Annotated in this window: 16 protein-coding genes; 4 read left to right on the top strand and 12 right to left on the bottom strand. The window is 48.9% G+C overall.

What is annotated here, in order from left to right; translation table 11 throughout:
- Window positions 1-4: 4 nt before the first annotated feature.
- Window positions 5-598: a type IV toxin-antitoxin system AbiEi family antitoxin domain-containing protein gene (locus tag OEL83_05075; protein ID MDK9706403.1), complete on the bottom strand. Its 594-nt coding sequence runs from the start codon at window positions 596-598 to the stop codon at window positions 5-7.
- Between the two features lie 331 nt (window positions 599-929).
- Here OEL83_05075 and OEL83_05070 point away from each other — a divergent pair, with 331 nt between their 5' ends.
- From OEL83_05070 to OEL83_05055, 4 genes are all read left to right on the top strand, one after another.
- Window positions 930-2,075 (top strand): tyrosine-type recombinase/integrase, encoded by a 1,146-nt coding sequence (locus OEL83_05070; protein ID MDK9706402.1) that lies wholly within the window; start codon window positions 930-932, stop codon window positions 2,073-2,075.
- Window positions 2,076-2,255: 180 nt separating this feature from the next.
- Window positions 2,256-3,059, top strand: coding sequence for a TIGR04255 family protein (locus OEL83_05065; protein ID MDK9706401.1), 804 nt, complete (start codon window positions 2,256-2,258; stop codon window positions 3,057-3,059).
- Window positions 3,040-3,588: a DUF5678 domain-containing protein gene (locus OEL83_05060; GenBank protein ID MDK9706400.1), complete on the top strand. Its 549-nt coding sequence runs from the start codon at window positions 3,040-3,042 to the stop codon at window positions 3,586-3,588. Before OEL83_05065 ends, OEL83_05060 begins: the two co-directional genes overlap by 20 nt.
- Window positions 3,589-3,680: 92 nt before the next feature.
- A complete protein-coding gene (locus OEL83_05055; protein ID MDK9706399.1) occupies window positions 3,681-4,049 on the top strand; it encodes a hypothetical protein in 369 nt (122 codons plus the stop codon).
- A 221-nt stretch (window positions 4,050-4,270) separates the two neighbouring features.
- Here OEL83_05055 and OEL83_05050 read toward each other — a convergent pair whose 3' ends face one another.
- The 11 genes from OEL83_05050 to OEL83_05000 form a co-directional block, all read right to left on the bottom strand.
- A complete protein-coding gene (locus OEL83_05050) occupies window positions 4,271-4,954 on the bottom strand; it encodes a DUF2220 family protein (protein MDK9706398.1) in 684 nt (227 codons plus the stop codon).
- A 148-nt stretch (window positions 4,955-5,102) separates the two neighbouring features.
- A complete protein-coding gene (locus tag OEL83_05045; protein MDK9706397.1) occupies window positions 5,103-7,808 on the bottom strand; it encodes a hypothetical protein in 2,706 nt (901 codons plus the stop codon).
- Entirely contained in the window at window positions 7,805-8,356 is a 552-nt protein-coding gene (locus OEL83_05040) for a hypothetical protein (GenBank protein ID MDK9706396.1), read from the bottom strand. The genes OEL83_05045 and OEL83_05040 overlap by 4 nt, the downstream gene beginning before the upstream one ends.
- Window positions 8,353-9,570 (bottom strand): hypothetical protein, encoded by a 1,218-nt coding sequence (locus tag OEL83_05035; protein MDK9706395.1) that lies wholly within the window; start codon window positions 9,568-9,570, stop codon window positions 8,353-8,355. The genes OEL83_05040 and OEL83_05035 overlap by 4 nt, the downstream gene beginning before the upstream one ends.
- Before the next feature lie 101 nt (window positions 9,571-9,671).
- Window positions 9,672-10,481 (bottom strand): hypothetical protein, encoded by an 810-nt coding sequence (locus OEL83_05030; protein ID MDK9706394.1) that lies wholly within the window; start codon window positions 10,479-10,481, stop codon window positions 9,672-9,674.
- Entirely contained in the window at window positions 10,481-12,079 is a 1,599-nt protein-coding gene (locus tag OEL83_05025; GenBank protein MDK9706393.1) for an AAA family ATPase, read from the bottom strand. Before OEL83_05025 ends, OEL83_05030 begins: the two co-directional genes overlap by 1 nt.
- 19 nt (window positions 12,080-12,098) lie before the next feature.
- Entirely contained in the window at window positions 12,099-13,742 is a 1,644-nt protein-coding gene (locus OEL83_05020; GenBank protein ID MDK9706392.1) for a restriction endonuclease subunit S, read from the bottom strand.
- Window positions 13,742-15,346, bottom strand: a complete 1,605-nt coding sequence (locus OEL83_05015) for a type I restriction-modification system subunit M (GenBank protein MDK9706391.1) — start codon at window positions 15,344-15,346, stop codon at window positions 13,742-13,744. Before OEL83_05015 ends, OEL83_05020 begins: the two co-directional genes overlap by 1 nt.
- 22 nt (window positions 15,347-15,368) lie before the next feature.
- Window positions 15,369-16,448, bottom strand: a complete 1,080-nt coding sequence (locus OEL83_05010) for a Fic family protein (GenBank protein ID MDK9706390.1) — start codon at window positions 16,446-16,448, stop codon at window positions 15,369-15,371.
- Window positions 16,449-16,560: 112 nt separating this feature from the next.
- A complete protein-coding gene (hsdR, locus tag OEL83_05005) occupies window positions 16,561-20,082 on the bottom strand; it encodes a type I restriction-modification system endonuclease (protein ID MDK9706389.1) in 3,522 nt (1,173 codons plus the stop codon).
- Window positions 20,079-20,312: a hypothetical protein gene (locus tag OEL83_05000; protein ID MDK9706388.1), complete on the bottom strand. Its 234-nt coding sequence runs from the start codon at window positions 20,310-20,312 to the stop codon at window positions 20,079-20,081. The genes hsdR and OEL83_05000 overlap by 4 nt, the downstream gene beginning before the upstream one ends.
- Window positions 20,313-20,411: the final 99 nt, after the last annotated feature.

Genomic DNA, 20,411 nt, shown 5'->3' with positions numbered 1-20,411 from the left:
GATTTCATATGCTTGTTTCCAGGTAGGGGCTCATTACCTTTTCTACCCGGCAGATTTTTGCGTAGTTCAACAGAGCTCCAAGATTAAATCTTTTCCGTGCTCTATAGAATTTCAGCGCCTCCAGTACTACGTCCATGCCGATTTTGTTGCGAAACTTAAAACAGTCAACGATTGTTTTTTCGGGATTGTAGATCTTAACAGGTACGCCGTCGATTTGATGTTCCTCTATTCCAGCACGATATGCCTGATCGGAGAATCGGTGAACAATGAGAGGTGGATACTCAAGATATGGCATCCGTGACTCCCTGGAAACTGCAACTGAAACACTATGGGGGATCTGGGTTGTGATCTCGTGGAAGGCCAGGGCTGAGACAAGGCAGATAACGGCGTTTGGAAATCGCAGGCCGACCGTCACCAGATCAGGGCTACCGATAGGTGGCAGCTCCACCAGCCGGTATATTCCTCTGCTTATCTGCTCAATCGCTCCTCTGTCCCTGAGTGAATAAAGCATATAGCGCGTGATCCCGCGCTGAATGGCATCGCTCATTCGCAGCTTGCCACCGCATGAGCGGAAAATATCTTCTGGTTTCTCTTTCACCCCACACTCCAGACAAAACGACTCCACTTATTTACAAATGGTAACAATATGTCTGATTTATGTCTAGAAATCAAGGACGAAATCAATAAGACCTTTGTGGAAATGCAGTCCTAGCGGAACCAGAGGAATCCGTAATGTTATGTTCGCATACCCCATGGACCTGATCTTTCCACAAAATATTACTGTGCCTATTGTGGGTGTTTGAACCCGGAAATGACACAGTATATTGTCCGATCCCGGTGTGTTATTTCTAAGTGTCCGAGATAAGATGCTTTCCAGTTTGACAAACAATAGATTCCATTCTACTATCCTCAGCACCGGAGGTATGTGCATGAAAGGTGGAATCTATTCGGAACAGAAGTGCCCTCTTTGCGTGAGTCCGTTGAAAGATGACAATCGGAAAAAGGTCTGCTGCCCTTCTCATCCAGATCAAATTGCAACCAGTTTCCGTGTCCATTTTGACAAGGTAAAGCGTCGGTTCAGCAGCTACGAGGAAGCGCTCCGTTTCCTCACCGGATTACGATACAAAACAGACGAGCATACCTTTGATGAACGAGACTGCGCAAAGGACAAACCTTTGTCTTTCACCAATCTTGCCAGCAAGTGGCTAGAAGTAAAAAAAGAGACTGTAAAATCTAGTTCCTACCGAAATCTTCACAACTACATGATGAAGGCATGTGATGCCTGGGGAAATACAAGTATCAAATCAATCGGTTTTGGAGAGATTGAAGATTTTCTTCTTGTTCATGGCAAGCTTCTTTCGAGTAAGACAATCGCCAACATGAGATCAGGCTTACATGATTTCTTCGACTGGCTCTTGCGCCGCGACATAATCGAGAAAGCGCCAAGATTTCCTGAAGTCCGGGTCAAGCTCTCCTACAGACAGACTATAGGCAAAGAGATCCAAAAGGCAATATTGGCTGAAATTGCTCGTATCGCCCCCTATAAAGCATGGCTTGGAATAAAATGGCTGTGCACCTATATTTCGATTCGCCCGGGCGAACTGGTGCAGATCCGCGAGCAGGATATCGACACCGAGAATCGCTATATCTACATTCACCATTCAAAGACCGGCGACACAAAGCCTGTGCCGATGCTTGATGAAGATGTCGCTCTTTACAAGAAAATCAAGCCTGGTTTTCCAAGGTCGCACTTCTTTCTTCACGAATTCACCAAAAGTGGCGTAAAGAAAGGTCAAAAATATGGGGAAAAATATTTTTACAAATGGTGGAAAAGGGCTTGCGAGAATCTTGGAATAGCTGATGTGGATCTTTACGGGGGAACTCGGCACAGCTCAGCAGTTGCTTTGAGAGAACACTTCTCTCCTGAACAGATTAAGCAAGGAACCATGCATCAAACGAATAAAGCGTTTGAAAGATACTTCCGGATTGGTGCTGATGACATTCGGAAAATCTATAAAGAAGCCTCAAATAGCAACAATAACAACATTTTCACCATAAAATTAAGCAAATTGTAGAGAAACTAATAGATCTATCACCTTTTGACTTAAACCAATCATTGCTTAGTATTCTTCCTAGTGATAAGGTGAATTAGAAAAAAGACCTCACTTCAAGACAATCAAATCACAACAAATTATACACATGGTATTCTTTACCAGATAGCTTGTTCTTAAAGATCCCTACATATATTACACAACATGTCTAAACTTAATAAAGCCCCACTCATAGAAGTGATATTTGAAATGAAATGGGGACAAACCATGCAAAAAGAGAATGAGTTCTATATTCAGTTTTCTCAAGAAGAACAGGCACTAATGCCAGGTAAATTTCAATTACATGCTGAAGGTGTTGGGTTTGGCACTATTGAAGTCCTTAAAGACCAGCCACCTCTGCCACATTTAATCAAATATCGCTACAGGAAAAAACCAAACGGCTATCCGTTATTCCAGCTTGGCGATGGCATTTTCGCAATAAATCAAACCGATATAGATGGCTATGAATATGATTGGGATGTCTTCATAAACGATTTAAAAATTGGCATTGAGTTGTTTGCGAAATCCTACCCATTTCATATAACTAGTTTGCCACTCATCGACATTCAGCTCCGTTACAGAGATGCTATACTAGCCGACGAAAATGAGTCCATAATTTCATTTATCAATAACAAATTAAACATTGGAAATATTGCATTACCTCAAAAACTAATAAATGACGCCAATATTGACACTACATGTCCTTCCGGATCATTTGCATTTAAAGTAGGTTGTACCAAACCAAACGGGCAAATCGTTTGTCAAATAAACCAAGGGATTAGCGATGGGAAAAAGGCTTATATAATTGATTTTATAGTTATATCAAAAGTTAATGTATTTAACGAAATCTCTACTGAAAAGATAATTGAATGGTGTAAAGATGCTCACAATCACCATAGGATCATATTCGAAGCAGTAATTAGCGATTCTTTGATGAGGAGTTTCAAAGATGAAATCAATATTACTTGATAATAACACAGAACGATATTCAACAATTAGTAACTCTGAGCAGCCAAAGAAATTATTAGAAAATATCAATTGTTTTCGTTTAGATACTACTAATGCTTCAATATTTGAAGCATCAAACAGTGTATCCAGCGTAAAAATGGAAAGGCTTGAAAACAATGCGGCAAATAAAAAAATTTCTTACGACATTATTGCGCTAGAAAGATTAATCTATCGACTGATAAGTGAAGGCAATATTTCTGAAACAAGAAATACACTTGAAAAATATTGCGGTTATTCCTCTTCGCTTCTAGATAAATGGAGAAAAGCTTTCTCGAAACCTCCTGCAAGGGGAAAAGCTAAAGCTACTCTCGAAAAGAATGAAATTAGTAACGATGCAAAGGTTATAAATAACTTACGAAGTCAGTATGCAGCACAATGGATAGCAATCAAATCAGGAGAGATAATTGCTTCCAATCAAGATCTTAGGGAATTAAAAAAGGAATTAGAACATTATAATAAAAGCGATCAGCTTACCTTTCTTAAATTATGACATTTCTTTATAAGAGAAGTGCTGATGCATACCTTCAATGGAGTTCTGGCTCTACAAGTTTATTAACTGACATGAATGACAGAGGACACAAATTGATTGTAAGCATCAAGTGCTCCTTTGGCGATCGTCCTGAAAAGCATTACGCCTTATTTGATACTGGCGCTAGGTGGTCAGTTATTCCACAGTCAATCGCTGAGAGTTATCCTGATTGTTTTTTTTCACTAGACACAGAAATTTCGCAAGTGTCGAGACATGGTAAAAATACTGGTGTACTTCATTTATGCAATATAAGATTCCTGGCAGATGACGGAGAGGATATTATTTTTGAATCTAATGTACTGGTCATCCCTGACTGGAATGGCCCTATCGTGATAGGTTTCACAGCAATGCTTGATAAGATAAGATGGGCTTGCGATCCAACAATTGACCATCAAGGCAGATTATATTTTGGAATAGATTAAGCAATGGCTAGCAATAAACTGGGAAAGAAAATAGCCGAAACCAAAGAGATATAATCTCAATAATTTCGGCTATTTATCTGGTGGAGGCGGCGTCCATCAAACAGTTTTCATAACTTATTGTTATTTAAACGTTTTATTTATAGTAAATAGAAAAATACCGCCATAAATACCGTCAGTTTCCTATTCTTGCTCAAAATTTTAAGATCTGTGGATACAGAAACTTATAGTAGCAACACCTCCTGCTCCAGACCAACGCCATACCGATCTATCAGTTCCACAACCCGACGAACCTCTTGGTCTTCAGTTTTTCTGAGCCGGACCAGAATTTCAGCATTGCTACCTGATAGAAGATCTTTTTTACCGTATCGTGACATGAGATCCTCCAAGCTGGATGGCAGATAGAGTTTTGCGCGGTCAGCACAAGCGATTCTCAAACGCAGATATTCATCAAGTCCGACCGGATCATAATCCCCGCAATGAATAATCAGTGCATGAGCCATCGCCGGAGAGGAAAGCCAGTTCAGGATCCTACCGCTCAATCGCCCTTGCGCATAAACTGCCAGCTGAGCACCTGTTTCGAGCTTTTCGAAATTCCAGAAAACCTCCAGATTTTCAACTATAGCCATTACTCCGGTAAACTCCCATTGCCTGCCATCGAGGCACAAGGCGGCAACTCCGGCAAGTTCTGTCCAGTGTGCCACCGCCAACAAATCTTCACCGGCACGAAGTTCGCAATTGTTAAAGCCTCGGAGTAACACTGTGAGCGGACCAGTCTCTCGGGCCTTCTTTGAATCCCGTAGTTCAGAAACAGCTCGGCTCCTCGGCGGGAGGCTTTCACTGCTTCCTTGCAAACCGGAAGGATAGCTTCGCAGCACAAACGCATCAAGAACATCCTGGTTTTTCACTACCACCTTTTTTCCGGCACCCCCTCGCTCCATCGCCAAGACTCTGGTATCAAAAAGAGACTGCAGACGGGTGCGATCCCTGTCAGTCAAACGGCTTGCGGCGAGACTGCCTTCCGCAACCAGCAATAGAAGTTTATCTGCCAGAGCGTCAACCGCCATCGCCCACACTCCTTTCAATGCGCAATAGCGACGTTTTCGGATCGAGCATGATCCGGCCACCCTTTTCCCGCAGGAAATAGAGGGAATCGGCGGCCTCCATTGCCTCGGGGCTGGCTAGAACCGCGACGAAGCCCATTTTTCGGGCCTCCTGGACGATCGCCGCCAAGTTCTCTCGATCAAGGCTTGAAGCTTCATCGAGATAGAATGGGATGGAGACCTCCTTGTCGCCAAGCAATCCTTTCAGCAGGATGAGATTGATCAACACCTTTATAGTGATGGTAGTCCCGTTCGATTCGATGGAATCGAGATGCGGATAATGCCGGGTCTGACCATCGGCGCTGGTAACCTCGAAATGTAAATCGAAGAGATCGCTGAGTTCCACTCGCCGGTGTTGCTTAAGCAATTCACCAAGCTGGTTTTGCGCTTCGCTGACGACACTTCGGTCGAAGAACAAAGGCATGGCTTCCACCTCAACCACAGTTTTGATCCTTCGGGTCCATTCGGCATGCTCTCGAAGAATCAGTCGTAACCGTGACAGATTGGAGATAGAAACGCGGCTAAGGCGACGATTGAGTTCATCGATGCGCATATGCAGAGTTTGTAGATCCCGATTCAATCCCTTGAAAGCGCTCTGCAGGCCGGCGGCTAGACTCTTCCAGAGTTCCTGTACCGCCATTTCCCGTTCGTCCAGCGCCTCCATTTCCGCCTGCAGATTGGCGAGTGTCTCGGCCTCGCCCTCACCTAAATATTTACCATAGGTTCGCTGCTCTATCCGGCGCAATTCCTCATCGAATCGGCGGGCGAAATCGCCATGTTCTGCAAATTTTCGTTCATAGAGTTCGAGCAGGGCGTCAAGATTCCCATCCTCCGCAGCAAATGGCTCCATAGGCCAGGAGGCGTCGGGGCGGGTAAGTTTCTGCAATCTCCTCAGCAATCTTTCCCGACGTGAGTCCAGCTCCCGTCCTTGATCTGCAGCCCCTCGTTTCTCATCGGTTATCGCCAGACGCCTTTGATCGAGGCTCGCCAACTGCTTCTCCAGTTGTTCCTTTCGTTTATCGAGGATGCTCTTCTCTTTGGTGCGCAGAGCAATGGCGGGCAACCGCTCCTGGTACTCGAAATAACGACGCAGCCGGTCGGCGATTCGATTAAATTCCTGCTGCAACTGGGCTTTTTCGTGGCGGATCTTCTCGCTGTTTTCCGCTGCTGCCAGAATCCGCCGCTCCCTCTTAAGCAGCCCCTCCTGTTCGGCTATACGCCGATCGAGAGTCTCGGCATCACGATAGGCCCCCAAATCGGGTGCACTTAAGCCCGCAAGCAGAACCCGCGTCAGCTCGTCTTCATATACCCCTTCGACAATACGCCCGACGAAACGGGCAAGTGTCCCGGCAAATTTTTCCTCGTCCTTGATTGAAAAGCCATTCTCTTCCCGCGCGAGCCCGAGAATCTCCGGATTTATCAAGCGGAAGAGCTGATCTGCCTCGATTTGCGACAGCCGGGGAAGCAAATCGGCAGCAACATTGCGGGAAAACTGCTCGAGTCGGCGCCGCAGACCGGTCAGTTCCCGCTCCATCCGCCTCACCTGAGCCTGCGCCTGCTCCACGGAAACGTCAACAGCCTGGCCAAGGGATGCGCTCAACCGCTCTATCTTCATATCCAGATCATTTTCCCGGCTTTTTTCGAAATCGACCAGGAAGTCCTTAAACTCCTCCCTCTCCTTCTCATGAATTTCAATTTCTCTGGAAATTTTGCCAAGCTCCCGCAGCAGGCCGTCACATTCTTCCCGGCAGCTCTTTATACTCTCGGCAAGGCCGCCTTCCTCTTCGGCCAATCGGACAAGATGCTCGGCTATTTTCTGTCGGTGCTGCAGTATTTCCGACTCGATTTTCCCGTACTGGGTCCGCACCGCCTGCCAGAGCCCAGGAAGCAGCCGCCGTAAGCCGTCTCGTTCGGCCGCGAGCCCCAAAACACGACGGACATCTTCGACAATTGCCCTAAGCTCACGTAAACCTTCGGCCTCGCCGCGGACCTTTCGGTACTGGCTCGAATAGCCGGTCTCCAGGTCTATGGTGCGTTGCTGGAATTCTCCCTGGTTAATTTCGAGCAAGAACTGCTTTAGTTCGTCCTGACGCAGATGCGCCAGGCGAAGCAGATTGCCGAAGACCGCCCGGAAACGTTCGTAGTGATCCCGCTGCCGGATCGGTACGAGCCCCAGATTCACCCCGCGGTTGTCGCCGATGCCGGTCAGGGAGGCCCGGAGCTGGCGTGGTTCAAGCAGGTGAAAATCCTTGGCGGCCAAACGAAGGCGCACCTCCTCCGACGTTCGAATGCGTCGATCCTCATCAAGGTAATCGTCCTGATCATATTGCCCCTGATAGGCAAAACGCTGAAACTCATAACTGCGAATGGGACCAAGGCCCTGCACGCCGACGACGTAATAACCGCCCGGCGTCAGACACTCGAACAGGATGTAGCTGTTCTGATCGGGGAAGTAATATTTTCTGGTCTCCGCCATCTCCCGAGAGAAATGCATGTTGCGCTGGTCGTCGATGTAGAGAAACTGCAGCACGGCAATGAGCGAGGTCTTGCCGATATTATTGGGCCCCACCAGATGCAGCGGATTAATCAGCTCGACTTCGCCATAATCATATTTCCCTGCGCGCAGCAGAACCATGCGTGACGGACCGACGATATTCATGACGTCTGCTCCTCTGCAGGCGGGGCTTCATCCCGGTTGAGGATCTCGATACAGACGTCGAAGAAGCGATAGGCCGGGGTCCGAAAGGTGAAGCTGTCCTCGGTGTGGCGCTGGATAAAGCCGAATCGCTCGAGTTGCCGGACAATCCCGCGCAGTTCGTCTTCGTCGGAGGCACCCGCCTCCTTCAAATAGGCGCGATAGCGGGCGCCTTTCAGATGGGGCAAATCCGGAATGGAAAACGTCCTGGTCATGAGGGTGTCGACCACCGGTTCGCCCTGGTCGGCCAGTGACTCGATGAGGATGAATACGAAAACCGCCATGCGTGAAGCCTGGGGACTGAGGCTGTCTTTGCCGCGAAAATAGAAAAAATCCCGCTGATGCACCACCAAGCGGAAGCCGAGATGATGAAAGAGGTCCTGATAATTATCGATATTCTCCCGCAAAGCCCAATAGAGCTGGCCGTCCGCAGGACATAGGTGGCGACCGCGCCGGAGGACGTCGAAGATTTCACCGAGATGCGGCAGATGGAAGGGGCTGATGTCAGTCATGAAATTCTCTCTAGTCGCATGGGCCGGGCAACCAAGGTCGCCTCAGGCAGGGAATAACGACGTTCTTCCTCACCAAAATGCACCGAGCCCAGATCACGCATAAAAACTCGTCCATAGGCCCGTACCAGTTCGCCAAGCCCAATCTTAGGGTAGTGTTCCAGCAGCCAGGCGAGTAGGTCGTCAACCGGCAGGGCCGCTTCCAACCGGGTATACAATTCGGACGGAAGGATGAATTCAGGTCTGGTTATTTTCCCGGTCTCAGTAAGAGGAGCGGAGATCCCCGGTTGGTAGCCTTTGATCCCGTGGAGATACGCTTCAAGAGAGGTATCAGAAAAAGTACCTTCGATCCGCCAGACAGGTATCGCCATCATTTCCTGGAGATGCAGACCGGCAAGCCCTGATCGGTCCAACTGTTCCAGGGCAAGAGAGGCGCCACGGACCAACTCGCTCTCCTTCTTTAAGGAGATATAGAGCGGTTCCACCTCGCGCATCGACTCATAAAAATCCTCGGTCATCTCACGTCGCAGACGAAGCAGCCGGGCCTTGCAGCGTGAAAACTCGCGGGCCAGCGCTCCATCAAGGGCGAATGTCCTGCCATTTACGGTCAGGCTGCGGTCTAAATCATCGAGACTTGCATCCATCGCTTTTTTCACATCGATAAGATCGCGCAGCGGCTCCAGATAACGACTCCACAAGTGGTTAATTATGGCAAACCGTTCTCGGGTAGTACGCCGATCACGGTTGGACTTCAGCTTGATCACCTCACCGATAATCGCTTCACGGTTGCTATGCGAGTCTTGACGAATCCGCTCAATCAGCTGCGAGATGTCGTTCAGCGCCCGGGCAGCCTGATGCCCGAGATTCTGACGGGCGGCGCCATCGAGCTCCTCACGCAGTTCCCCCAGATCAGTCAGGTAGACTTGGAGTACCTTGGTGGACGTGAGGCGGTGCTCGCGCAGGAGAAAGGAGAGAAGATTCTGAACCGGCGCGGTAAGCTCAAAGGTGGCAGTAGCATCAGGAATGGGCTCGATGATGCTGAAAGAAAGCAGTTGATCGATCACCGTCATCGGGCCAGGATCACCCTCGGAGGCAATGCCTTCAATCAGGTTCCGTAAATCGGCCTCAGTAAAACCCTCGCGGCGGTAGAAGAGATCCAACAGGAGCGGGTAATATCGGGCAGCGAAACGAAAAAAACTCTGGGGATTGGCAGCCATGGGTACCTTACTCCTGCAAGCCTCTATTACGAACCAAGAAAACGAAAATAGCGGTCCTCAATGCTCTGTTTCCCGGTATGGCCGGAAGCCCCCAGTGGCAATCAATCCAAGCTTAAAATTTCTTTTACTTCAGGAAGTTCTCTGTGCGCGCGCAAATAAATGACTGAGGCACGAGAAAGTTTTTCGGTATCCCTGACCATTCTTCGCAATTCCATTTTTGCGTTCTGTACATCATCATTATTTCTGATTTTCTTGACCTGTTTTTCAACTTCAAGTCGAATCTTGTTTCTGGCTCGAACTATACGAGTTTCTTGCAGATGAAATATATCAATTGAATTCTCGACTTTTCGGGTTTGCTCTACATTAGCTTCGGGCTTAGGTATGGGCCTACCGTCATTATCAAACCACAAAAGCTTCTCGTCGTCTGGATTAAACGGATCGAGAAAGCTTGGGCGTTCAAGACGAAGCTTTTCTTCATCTGCTGGTGTAACGGCCCGTAATTCTGGATTTTCCAATGGGAACCGGCACGCCTTACCACCTTGAGTTTCCTCAAAATTTCTGCGGCTATTGCAGAAGGTACAAGCGCAGCGATAGTTTTCCCAATCGAAAGCAAGCCACCAATAGCCGTCGTGTTCAGGTGCTTCTTCTACCTTGTTCTTAGGGCGGAAGTGATCAACAGGCATGTCAGCACGAATATCTTCAGCTTCGCAATACCAGCATTTCTTTTTAAGTGCTTCCGGTAAAAGTTTATAAAAATCCCGCCAAACGTCAGATGATGCAATTCTCTTCAATATCGCTTTTCTGGCTTCTTGATCGGGTGCGGCAATGAGTTCAGCTTTGGCTTGGGCCGCCGTTTCACGCCAGGCCTGCGTTAAGCACTGTTCAATATCGTCTTTACAAATCCAGCGCATCAAATACCCTCCTTTTGCATTTGGTGGTATTTTTTGCGTAGGAAATCGAAATAATCCGGATCATCGGTAGCAAGATTAAAACCGAGTTTGTCCAACTCGCTATTCAGTCTTGTTAGATATTCCTCGTCATCCTCAGGCGGAAATCCTTCTTCACGGACAATCTTATCTTTTGATAGCACTTCTTTCGCGGCAAGTCCATTGCGTGCCGAGAGTTTTTGGTTGGTATCATCGTCAAGCGTTGTTTTGAGCCCGAACATGTCACTGCGCAGAATAAGATTAATGCCCATCCCTCGGGGGTTTTCTTCCGGTTCATGCGCATGAACATGGTGTTTCTCATCCGGCCACATAACCTGTACCTGTTGTTTTTGCAGTTCGGCTATGGCGAGTGGGTGGTGGGTGACCATCAGCAAATGGCTGGTTTCGTGGTTGGGAACAAAGTCACGCAGGAATTTAAGGTATTTTACCGCCCATGCCGGGTTGAGGTGGGTGTCAGGTTCATCCAGCAGAAACAGTGAATCTTTGCCGCCGGTGAATTTAAGCAAGCCGAGAACGGTCAGGAGTTGCTGTTCACCTTCGCTTAGTTCGCGGAAAGTAAGCGGGTCATTGCTACTAACCACTTTTACGCGGATGCTAACTTCCGAAATAATTTCTGAAAGCAGGGTACTTTCCAGCATTTTAAAGAGCTCATCAGCACTGAGACCCCTGGCGAAATCGCGCAGAGCTTCTAAATTGGGCAAAAACAGATGGAAGAATTCGTTCCGCACGTTGCTGCCGGTCAGCGAGGTATCTTCCTGGCGGGTGACCTTGACTGGTGACAAGGTGTGTTTGATTAACTCATCCAAAAAACGACGCACCACACCACGCGCACCCCAGAACAGCTCGCCTTTTTGTTTAGCCCAGCCCGGTTGGCGCATTACAAAATGAATGCTGTCTAAGCCTTCTATGCCTAAGTGCTCGCGCAAAAACGCTTTTTCCATGCTGTCTTGTTCAGACAAAAAGAACGCCAGGAGCACAAACTGGCTATGATGAGGCTTTGCATAAAATAGCGGGCGGATATCACCTTTAAGGTCCAGCTCGTCTTTCAATAATCGGCGGTAAAAATCAGCGCGGTGCTTTTTGAAGTAGTTCTCCAATCGGTCGCTTGGGCCGGAATAGTAGGCAAAAACATATTTGGGCAAATAAGGCGCATTACCTGCTTTATCACGTTTTATCTTGGAAAAGGGGACAGGATTTCCAATGGGCTTTTCACCCGACAAATTCGTAGGCTGTGGTTGTAATAAATCCAGTACGCTCACTTGGTACTGCTTCGCTAGATTGCCTCTCTCTGGATCGGCATCAATGGTGATTTCAAGCCAGGAACCACTTGACTGGTTGGGCTTGGGTTTTTGGCCAAGGCGATAAATCAGATGGTAGGAAAAGGGCGGCGCTTCGCCTAAGTCCAAATTGCGGAATATGGCCACCAAGGCTTCCAGCACATTAGATTTTCCCGAACCGTTGCAGCCTATTACTACCGTCATCAGGTGGTCTTCATCAAAATCGACGGACACGTTTGCCAGGTTTTTAAAACGCGAGCGAATATGGAGTTTGTCGACCTTCATTAGCCTTCCTTAGTTACTGTTATACGGCATCGGCCACGGCAAACCAATCCTGGCCATCGTCGCTGCGTTCCAGTTTCACAATATTTTTGTCCAGCATAAGAGCATCACGAATATCCAAAAAGAACTGTTCTAACTGGTCGGTGCTGCTGTCGCTGGGATAACCGGCTGCGGCTAATAATTGTTGGCCACTCAACGGTTCTCCCGCTTGTTTTAACGCTTCAATCACTTTAATTATTTGCTCACTCATGTTTCTACCTGTCTTTTTTATTGTGCCGGTGCGTTTGGGTTTAGGCCGCTTATTCAATGTCTCTCGCTTAGCTTTAATCTTTGCCAGTAACGCCTCGGCGCTGTTGTCGCCACTGATTAAACCCGGGTTGGCGGCACGCCAATCGGCGGTGAGTTCCCCGCGAAAGGCTTTGGCGGGGATGGATTGGGCAAGACTATTCACTCGCGCTAAGGCGGCCTTGGTTTTTTGTTCGATGCAGTCGGTAAATGAGAAGAGTTCTTTGATGCGGCGAACGATTTCTGCTTGCTCTTCTGTTGGTGGCAATGCGAACGGTATATCATTTAGAATTGTCAAACTTAAAAATGGTTGAGCTCCCCCTCGGGTTTGCTCATTAAAAATCCTTTGCTTTTGCGCATCAAAAAAATATTTCAGGTATTCAGCAGCTACAAAACTTGGCTTCTTAATTATTGCTATATTCTTAAAACTGAACTCAAAATCAACATCGATTAGCACATTGTTTCCTGTTCCAGCACCAATGTTAACCACAAGTAAGTCGCCCACTTCTGGTAAACATTTTAGAAACAATTCTCTATGCTCCTTTTCAGAAATATATCTTTTCGCCGAAAAATCTAAATGACCACCTGTTAAATCCATTGCCATTAGGTATGGGTAACCCTGTGGCAAAACGCTTGGTGTATTGTGTGCTCCATCTGTGATTTTTAAAGCTATGTGACCAAGTCGAGTCCATTGCCAACTGCTAGGAATAGCAAAAGGTTCGTTTTCAATTTGTTTTTGTTTGTTGTGTTTTGTTTCGCGAATACCTTTAAGCCTTCTTTCTTCTTTAGCTAGAACAGAATAGTTTACTGAAATTGGTCTATATATTTCCCTCCACTTTTTCGTCAAATTGCCACTCACAGCGGCGGCGAGGACGGATTGGCGGAAGCGTTTGAGTATCTCTGGGATGCGTTCGAGGTGGGATTTGGTGCTTTCCACCTGTGCCAGCAAGGTGTCGAGTTTATCGGCGATAACTTTTTGTTCGGCTAGGGAGGGGAGTATTACTTCCTGTTTGTATGCATCATCTCTGTTTAATCCTGGAATTGCAGTAGATCTGTTTAATTCTGTCAACGGTAAGCTTTTAACTTGATAGAACCAGTATTTAATGGGTTGGCCGTAAAGCTCATCAACAAAGTACGTTGTGTCAATTGGGAAAAAAGGTTTTTCCGAAAGCTGAACTTCCCCATAAGAACCTTTCCGCCCAATAATCAACCCTCCCTTTTCAACAAGAGGCTTGGAATGCGCACCGACTATGCCATTCGACCCGTATACTGGGTATCCGTCACCGTCTCTAGTTTTGGCCGGAAGAGATTTGCCATATTTGAGCTCAATTATTGATCCTAATTGCGTCTTTAGCCACCCCTCAGGAATCCCTTCACTCATTACTCCGCCCCCTCAAGCGTCGCCAACAATCCATCCAACTCCGCCAAGGCCGCTTCCAGTTCTTCCTTTGCGTCCCTTGCTAATACCTCCGGCTCCGGCAGACCGGCGGCATTGATGCTGTCTTTGTCTTGGAGCCAGCTGATATCGAGCGAATCCCCTTTGGTTTGAGCAATCCATTCACGACTGAAGCAACGCCAGCGGCTACGAGCGAGATTGTCATCGACACCTTGATTTTCTTCAGCAGCGTTTTTGTCCACCTCAATTTCTTCGGCATTAAAGCTGTATTCGCCTTCGGCTCTATAGCTGGTGCCGTCTGGCTTGTTACCGAATACTCTTTCAAACGGTTCCAGATGGCTTTCGGTAAAGGGGGTGCGTTTGCCGAAGCTGGGCATATTGGTGCGCAGGTCATAGAACCAGACTTTTTCAGTGCAGTTCTCTTCCTGATACTTATCGGTCACGCTGCCCTTTGTGAAAAAGAGCACATTGGTCTTTACCCCCTGAGCGTAAAAGATGCCGGTAGGCAGGCGCAATATGGTGTGCAGGTTGCACTTGTTCATCAGGTCGCAGCGCACGTCGGTGCCGACACCGGCTTCAAACAGCACGTTATCGGGCAGGACTACAGCGGCGCGGCCACCGGGTTTGAGATTACGATAGATATGCTGCAGAAAGGCTAGCTGTTTGTTGTTGGTTTTGTAGGTGAGGTCGTCACGGGTGTTGCTGGCCTCGCCCCCCTTACCGGTGCCGAAGGGTGGATTGGCGAGGATGATATCGGCGGGTTTCAAGGCTTTGCCCACTTTACCCAGAGCATTGCCCAGATACACTACACCTTCGTTGTCCCCTTCCATGCCGTGGAGTAGGCAGTTCATCAAGGCAAGGCGACGCGTGTTGGGCACCAATTCGATGCCGACAAAGGCCTTGTTTTTCTGAAAGGCGGCGTCTTTGGCAGATAAATCGAGATAGTCATCGCTCTGCCTGCGCATATACTGGTCGGCTGCGACCAGAAAGCCGGCGGTACCGGCAGCAGGGTCCTGAATCACTTCACCGATCTTAGGCTTGATGCAGCGCACCATGCTGTTGATCAATGCTCGTGGGGTAAAGTACTGCCCGGCGCCAGATTTGGTCTCAGAGGCATTTTTCTCCAGCAAGCCTTCGTACAGATCGCCGAGGCCATCTTTGGCGGCGCTGAACCAGTCCTTGATCTCGTCAAAACGATTTATGATCTGTTCCAGATGGCGGGGCTCGCGCAGGCGAGTTTGCGCATCGGCATAAATGGCGCTGATCAGCGGGTCGTTGTGGACCTGAACCTCTGTTGTTTGTCCTGGATTTTTAGGGTCAGCCACAAGCCGCTTACCGGTAGAAAGGGCCAGCAAGATGGCTTTGTAAGCGTTGAGCAGGTTGATGCCGGATTTACTGTTTAAATCGGTCCAGCGACAGCCTACGGGCAGCGGGTGTTTTTTCAAGGTGCCTGCTTCGGTGTTTTCATGCACCATCTTGATAAAAAGCAGCAGCACCAATTCAGTGACATAATCTGAATAGTTGATTCCGTCGTCACGCAGGACGTCGCAGAGGTTCCAGAGTTTTTGGACAATGCCGTTATTGGTCATGGTGTTCTCTATGCTATCCCAGTTAGCCATGTGCCACAAGAAGCACACACAATGGCTCGTTAATGTAATAATTTGCCCGGCCGATTTTCTGCTTTTGCAAAAAGCCGCGTTCGACCAGCTGTTCTAAATATTTCGTGGCGGTAATGCGTGTAACCCCCAGGTCTTCGACCAGAAATTCTATTTTGGTATAAGGATGGTTAAAGAGGTTATTGAGCAAGTCCTGACGATAGATTTTAGGTAATTGCTCGCGCATGCGGTGTTTGACATCGCTCATCAGGACCTTCATCTGCGTGATCAACGAGATGGTGTTTTGGGAGGTATCGATAATGCCGTCGAGCATATACAACAGCCAGGGTTCCCAGTCATTGCTATCCCTTACCTGCTGCAACTGCGCGTAATAATCGATCTTGTGTCGAATAATAAAGCGGCTTAGGTACAAAACCGGCAGGTTGAGCAAATCTTTGGCCACCAGATACAGAATATTGAGGATACGTCCAGTCCGGCCGTTACCGTCGTAAAAGGGGTGAATGCTTTCAAACTGGTGATGAATGAGTGCCATTTTGACTAAGGGGTCAGCATCGCATAGGCTGTCGTCATTGATGTACTGCACCAGATTTTCCATCAGAGTGATGATGTCATCCGGATGCTGGGGCGGCGTGTAGACCACTTCACCGGTACGGGTATTTTTTAGGTCGGTGCCCGGCAGGCGGCGCAAGCCTGCACTGTTATGTTCTAAATACTGTTGCACTGTGAGAATATCACTCAAACGGATCAACTTTGTATGTCGCACCGTGGCAAACGCCTGCTTTAAGGCAAAGGCATAGTCTTGCACTTCTTTGGTGGCAGGGTTGGTGACCGCCTCTTCAAACAGGTTGGCCTTATACAGCTCATCATGGGTTGTGACAATGTTCTCTACCTCTGAGCTATCTTTGGCTTCCTGGAGTGACAGGGTGTTAATCAATATCGCTTCATTGGGAATGCTGGCCGCAACTCCCTTTAGCTCTGCCAGGTAACGGTGCGCTTCGGCAGATTTTTTCAAGACCGCGCGCGTTTCCCATTGTTCAATGTTGGCCAGTGGCAGCATTGGAAGTGAACCAAGCATATAAATATTTGCCCTTTTCTATGTATGTGAGATGTTATATGTATAAAAAAATAAAAAAACTATACATAAGATATTTCCCATGTATAGGGAATGTATTTTTTTATGCATGCCATCAGGCACTTTTCCGCAACCAGATGGTCTCACTGAGTTCATCAAGAACCGTATCCAGCTGATTGCCCAACACTTTATCCAGCTGTTTGGCGCCGCCTTGTTCGGCGAAGCGGCTGTTGACAAACTTGCGGTCGATAATCACTTCATGAACCAGTTGTTTCGCCAGTCGCTCCAGCCATTTGCGCTGGGCCGGTTGCCAGTTGTGGTCTTGGTAAATGCGCTGCATGGCCTGGGCAACCCGCTGTGCAAAGGGAACCAAGGGTTCGCCCAGGGCGGCCCGGCGAATGTGGCCGATGATGCTGGCGGCAATGTCCTGATTGGTTTGATTGCGCACGGCGCTTTGCAGTTTGGCCTCGCTGTAGCCTGCGCCATCCAGTAGCATCCTGACTTCCTTGAGTTGTTCGCGGCTGAGATCGCGTGGTTTAGTGACCACCACAACCAGCGCCGCACTTTGGTTGAGTTGTTCTTTGATGAATCGGTTAAAACTGTCGAGATAATCCTCCGGCTTCTGATGCACGCCATAGCTTTGCGTTCGTTCACGAAGTTCGTCGTGATGCTGGGAGATCAGCGGCTGATATTCGCTACCAAGTAATTGATTCACTTCGCCCAGTTGATTGAGCAGCCCGCTATGCTGTGTTAAAAAAGTGGAGGCCTGTTTAGGACCAAGGGAGCGCAGGTGTGTATGCAGGTTTTTCGGCTCCACTCCCCAACTCTCATGCAGCTCATTCAACTTTTGCTTGAGCGCGGGTTTGTTTTCGGCCTTTTTCCCGGCTTTGCGCAGAATCCGCATCACCTTCTGGCTGAGCTGGCTCAGCACCACATCGGCATGGCTTTGGCCGGGGGTGTCACCGGGCGCATTCAAGGCACGTTCCAGGTGCCCGGGGGCAGTGAGTTCGGCCGCCAGTTGTTCGATGGTGATGTTGGGGTCTTTCACCAGCGGCTTCATGGTGTTGACATCGCTGAGCGCGGCATAGATATCCACCGGGTCGTAAATGCGGAACACGGTCTTGCCGATCTCGTCGCAGCGGCGGGTGGCGCGGCCGATCATCTGTTCGTACAAAATGCGCGATTTGACCCTGCGCATAAACACTAGGTTACAGATTTTCGGCACATCGATACCAGTGGTGAGCAGATCGACGGTGATGGCGATGCTGGGGTAGCGTTCGTTTTTATACTGGCGGATCAATTGTTCGACTTTGTCACTCTGGCCGGTGATCTTGGCTACGGCGGCCTGGTTGTATTCACCGTTGTAGAGATCTTGAAAGGCGTCGTCGAGCAGGCGCTTGACCATATCGGCGTGTAGGTCGGTTGCGCAGAAGATCATGGTCTTTTCGTCGCCATAAGGGTCAAGTTCCTGCACCAGTTGACGACAGATGACGCGGTTGAAGTTTTCGTTGATCACCCGGCGGTTAAAGGCATCTACCTCGAAATTGAGCTCATCGTCCAGTTCGGCGCTTACCACTTCACCGGTCTGGGTGTTGATGGCGCTGACTTTTTCACCCTTGGTGAAGTGAATGCCGTTCTGGCTGAGAAGAGTTTCATAGCGAATGGGTGGTTCGTGGTCGATGAGCCAGTCCTCGGCCACGGCCTCGCGGTAGGAGTAGATGTAGACCGGCTTGCCGAAAATCTCGCTGGTATGCTTTGCTGGAGTGGCAGTCATGCCGATTTTAACGGCATCAAAATAATCCAGTACCCGACGGTAACTGGAAAGGTACTGGCTGGCATCGCGGGTTGCGAGTTCCCCTTCGGTCATCTCCTGATCCAGCGTGTAACCGCGGTGGGCCTCATCGACAATAATGCAATCGAACTGATCCACCGGCGGTGGGGTGTCGCTCATAAAGATGCGCTTGACCATAGCCTGCACTGTAGACACCTGGACGCGGGTTTCAGCCTCGGCGGTCATGTCTCCCAGTGCCGCCACGTTGTAGATTTTGGACAGAGTATGGTTCTGCTCCAGCGGCGCTTCGTTAAAAGTATCGATCGCCTGCTGGCCCAGTGCGGTGCGATCCACCAGGAACAGAATACGCTTGAACCGTTCCACCTTGAGAAATCGGTACATCAGCCCAATGATGGTGTGGGTTTTACCCGTGCCCGTGGCCATGGCCAGTAACGCCGTGCGACTCTCTTTAGCCAAGATGTTTTCAACGGCAATAATTGCTTTCTGCTGATAATCGCGCAGTTTTAAATACCCGAACGGTTCGGATTTAAGTTTATCCAGCGCGGCTTGTTTACTCCGTTTTAACTGATCAAGTAAGCCTTCCGGAGTGTGAAAGCTAGGAAGTACCCGCTTGGTATTGGCGGGATGACGCACATCACGAAACCAGGTGCCTGATTGTTCGGCCAGTTGCGGTACATATGGACGGCCATTGCAGGAATAAACAAAAGGCACTTTGTAATACCCGTCTTTTTCATCGGGCCAGGCATTGGTCCGGCCTGCCAGATCCCATGTTCCTTGCAGTGGCGGGGTGACGGTTAGTCCGCGGCTGTATCGCTCTGCCTGCGGGATCTTACCGGCCACATTGGTGTTTTCTTTTTTTGCTTCGACAACCGCAATGGGGGTGAGTCCGGTAAAGAGGATATAGTCGGCGCGGCCCTTTTCACCACTGTACTCGGTCGGCCATTCGGCAATGGCAATATTTTTGCCCTTTTCCGGGCGGGTACCATTTTTAAAAGTGAGCGCTTCGCTATCGGCCTGCCAGCCCGCTTCGATCAGCTGCAGATCGATCAGAATACGGGTGAGAGCTTCGTCCAACACAATATGCTGTGTGGCTGCCTTCGTATTGTGGTTCAATTGCTGGCGGTGTGCTTTTTGGGCCTGGTCATCCTGTGTGGCAAGCTGAGCCTGCAGGGTTGTGATCCTGGTTTCGTAATCCTGCTGCTGTTTGCTCAGTGCCGTTTCGTGCGCGGCGGCTTGCTGGGACAGAGCTCGGGCTTCCGAGTCCATGGTCAGCGCCAGTACCTGGTACTCATCTTTCTCTTGAGCAATTAGCTCGTTGAGCTGCTGGCTGGAATCCAGATCAATATTGGCTTTTTGAAGATCGTTCCTGAGTTTGGCGATTTCTGCCTGCAAGTTGCGCAGTTGCTCACTGGGATCAGGCGGTGGCAAAAAAGGCCCGGTCTTAAAGCTGGTGCCCGCTTTGCCAAAAGATTGATGAAACCAGATGGCAAGCTTGCGAGCTACCAGCAGGCCGCTGACGGCTTCCTTGTGTCGGGTTTTAAATAGGTGAATGGCCTTGTTGCCTTCAATTCGAAGGGTATGGAACAGTTCGCGCACCACAGGCTCTAACTTGAGTTCGCGACTGATTTTGTACAACAGGTCGGCCTGCGAGGTCTGCTCGTCAAAATCCACCCCGGCCAACACCGCAATATGCTGCGCCAGTGCTTCGCCCAGTTGGCGCAACTTGATTAGCGTGGTATTGGGGTCGCCGGCAAAGGCTCGCTCAGCTGCTGTTGCCAACTCGACAAACAGCGAATCATGCTCTGCGAGAAAGCCAAAATTCGTAGATGGGGAATGTGATGTCATGGATTCGAGGCTCCATGTTCCGGCTCATTTGCGGCAATATCTACCAGTCGCTCCAGCAGGTCGCCCAACTCACAAAGAAACAGCGCGCTGAGCGCGTCTCTCGCTTCCAGATCCACCTTTTCTTTATGCATTAGAGTGACGGTATGCGACTCAGGCCGGGTTTCGCGAATCACGTCGCATATGCTCATTTTGTTCTTGCCTATAAGCAGGGCCAGGTGGCAGCAGATCATCTTGTCTCTCCGTTGTTGGGGACCACCCCAATTGCATACCCCTTTTTAAAGACAATACCCTACCACGACTTCTATTTATGGCAAATCATTTTAGTTAAT

It is taken from the genome of Desulforhopalus sp., from assembly GCA_030247675.1.
Classification (GTDB): domain Bacteria; phylum Desulfobacterota; class Desulfobulbia; order Desulfobulbales; family Desulfocapsaceae; genus Desulforhopalus_A.
The sequence above is the reverse complement of the archived record's forward strand: the minus strand, read 5'-3'. Positions and strand labels throughout refer to the sequence as shown.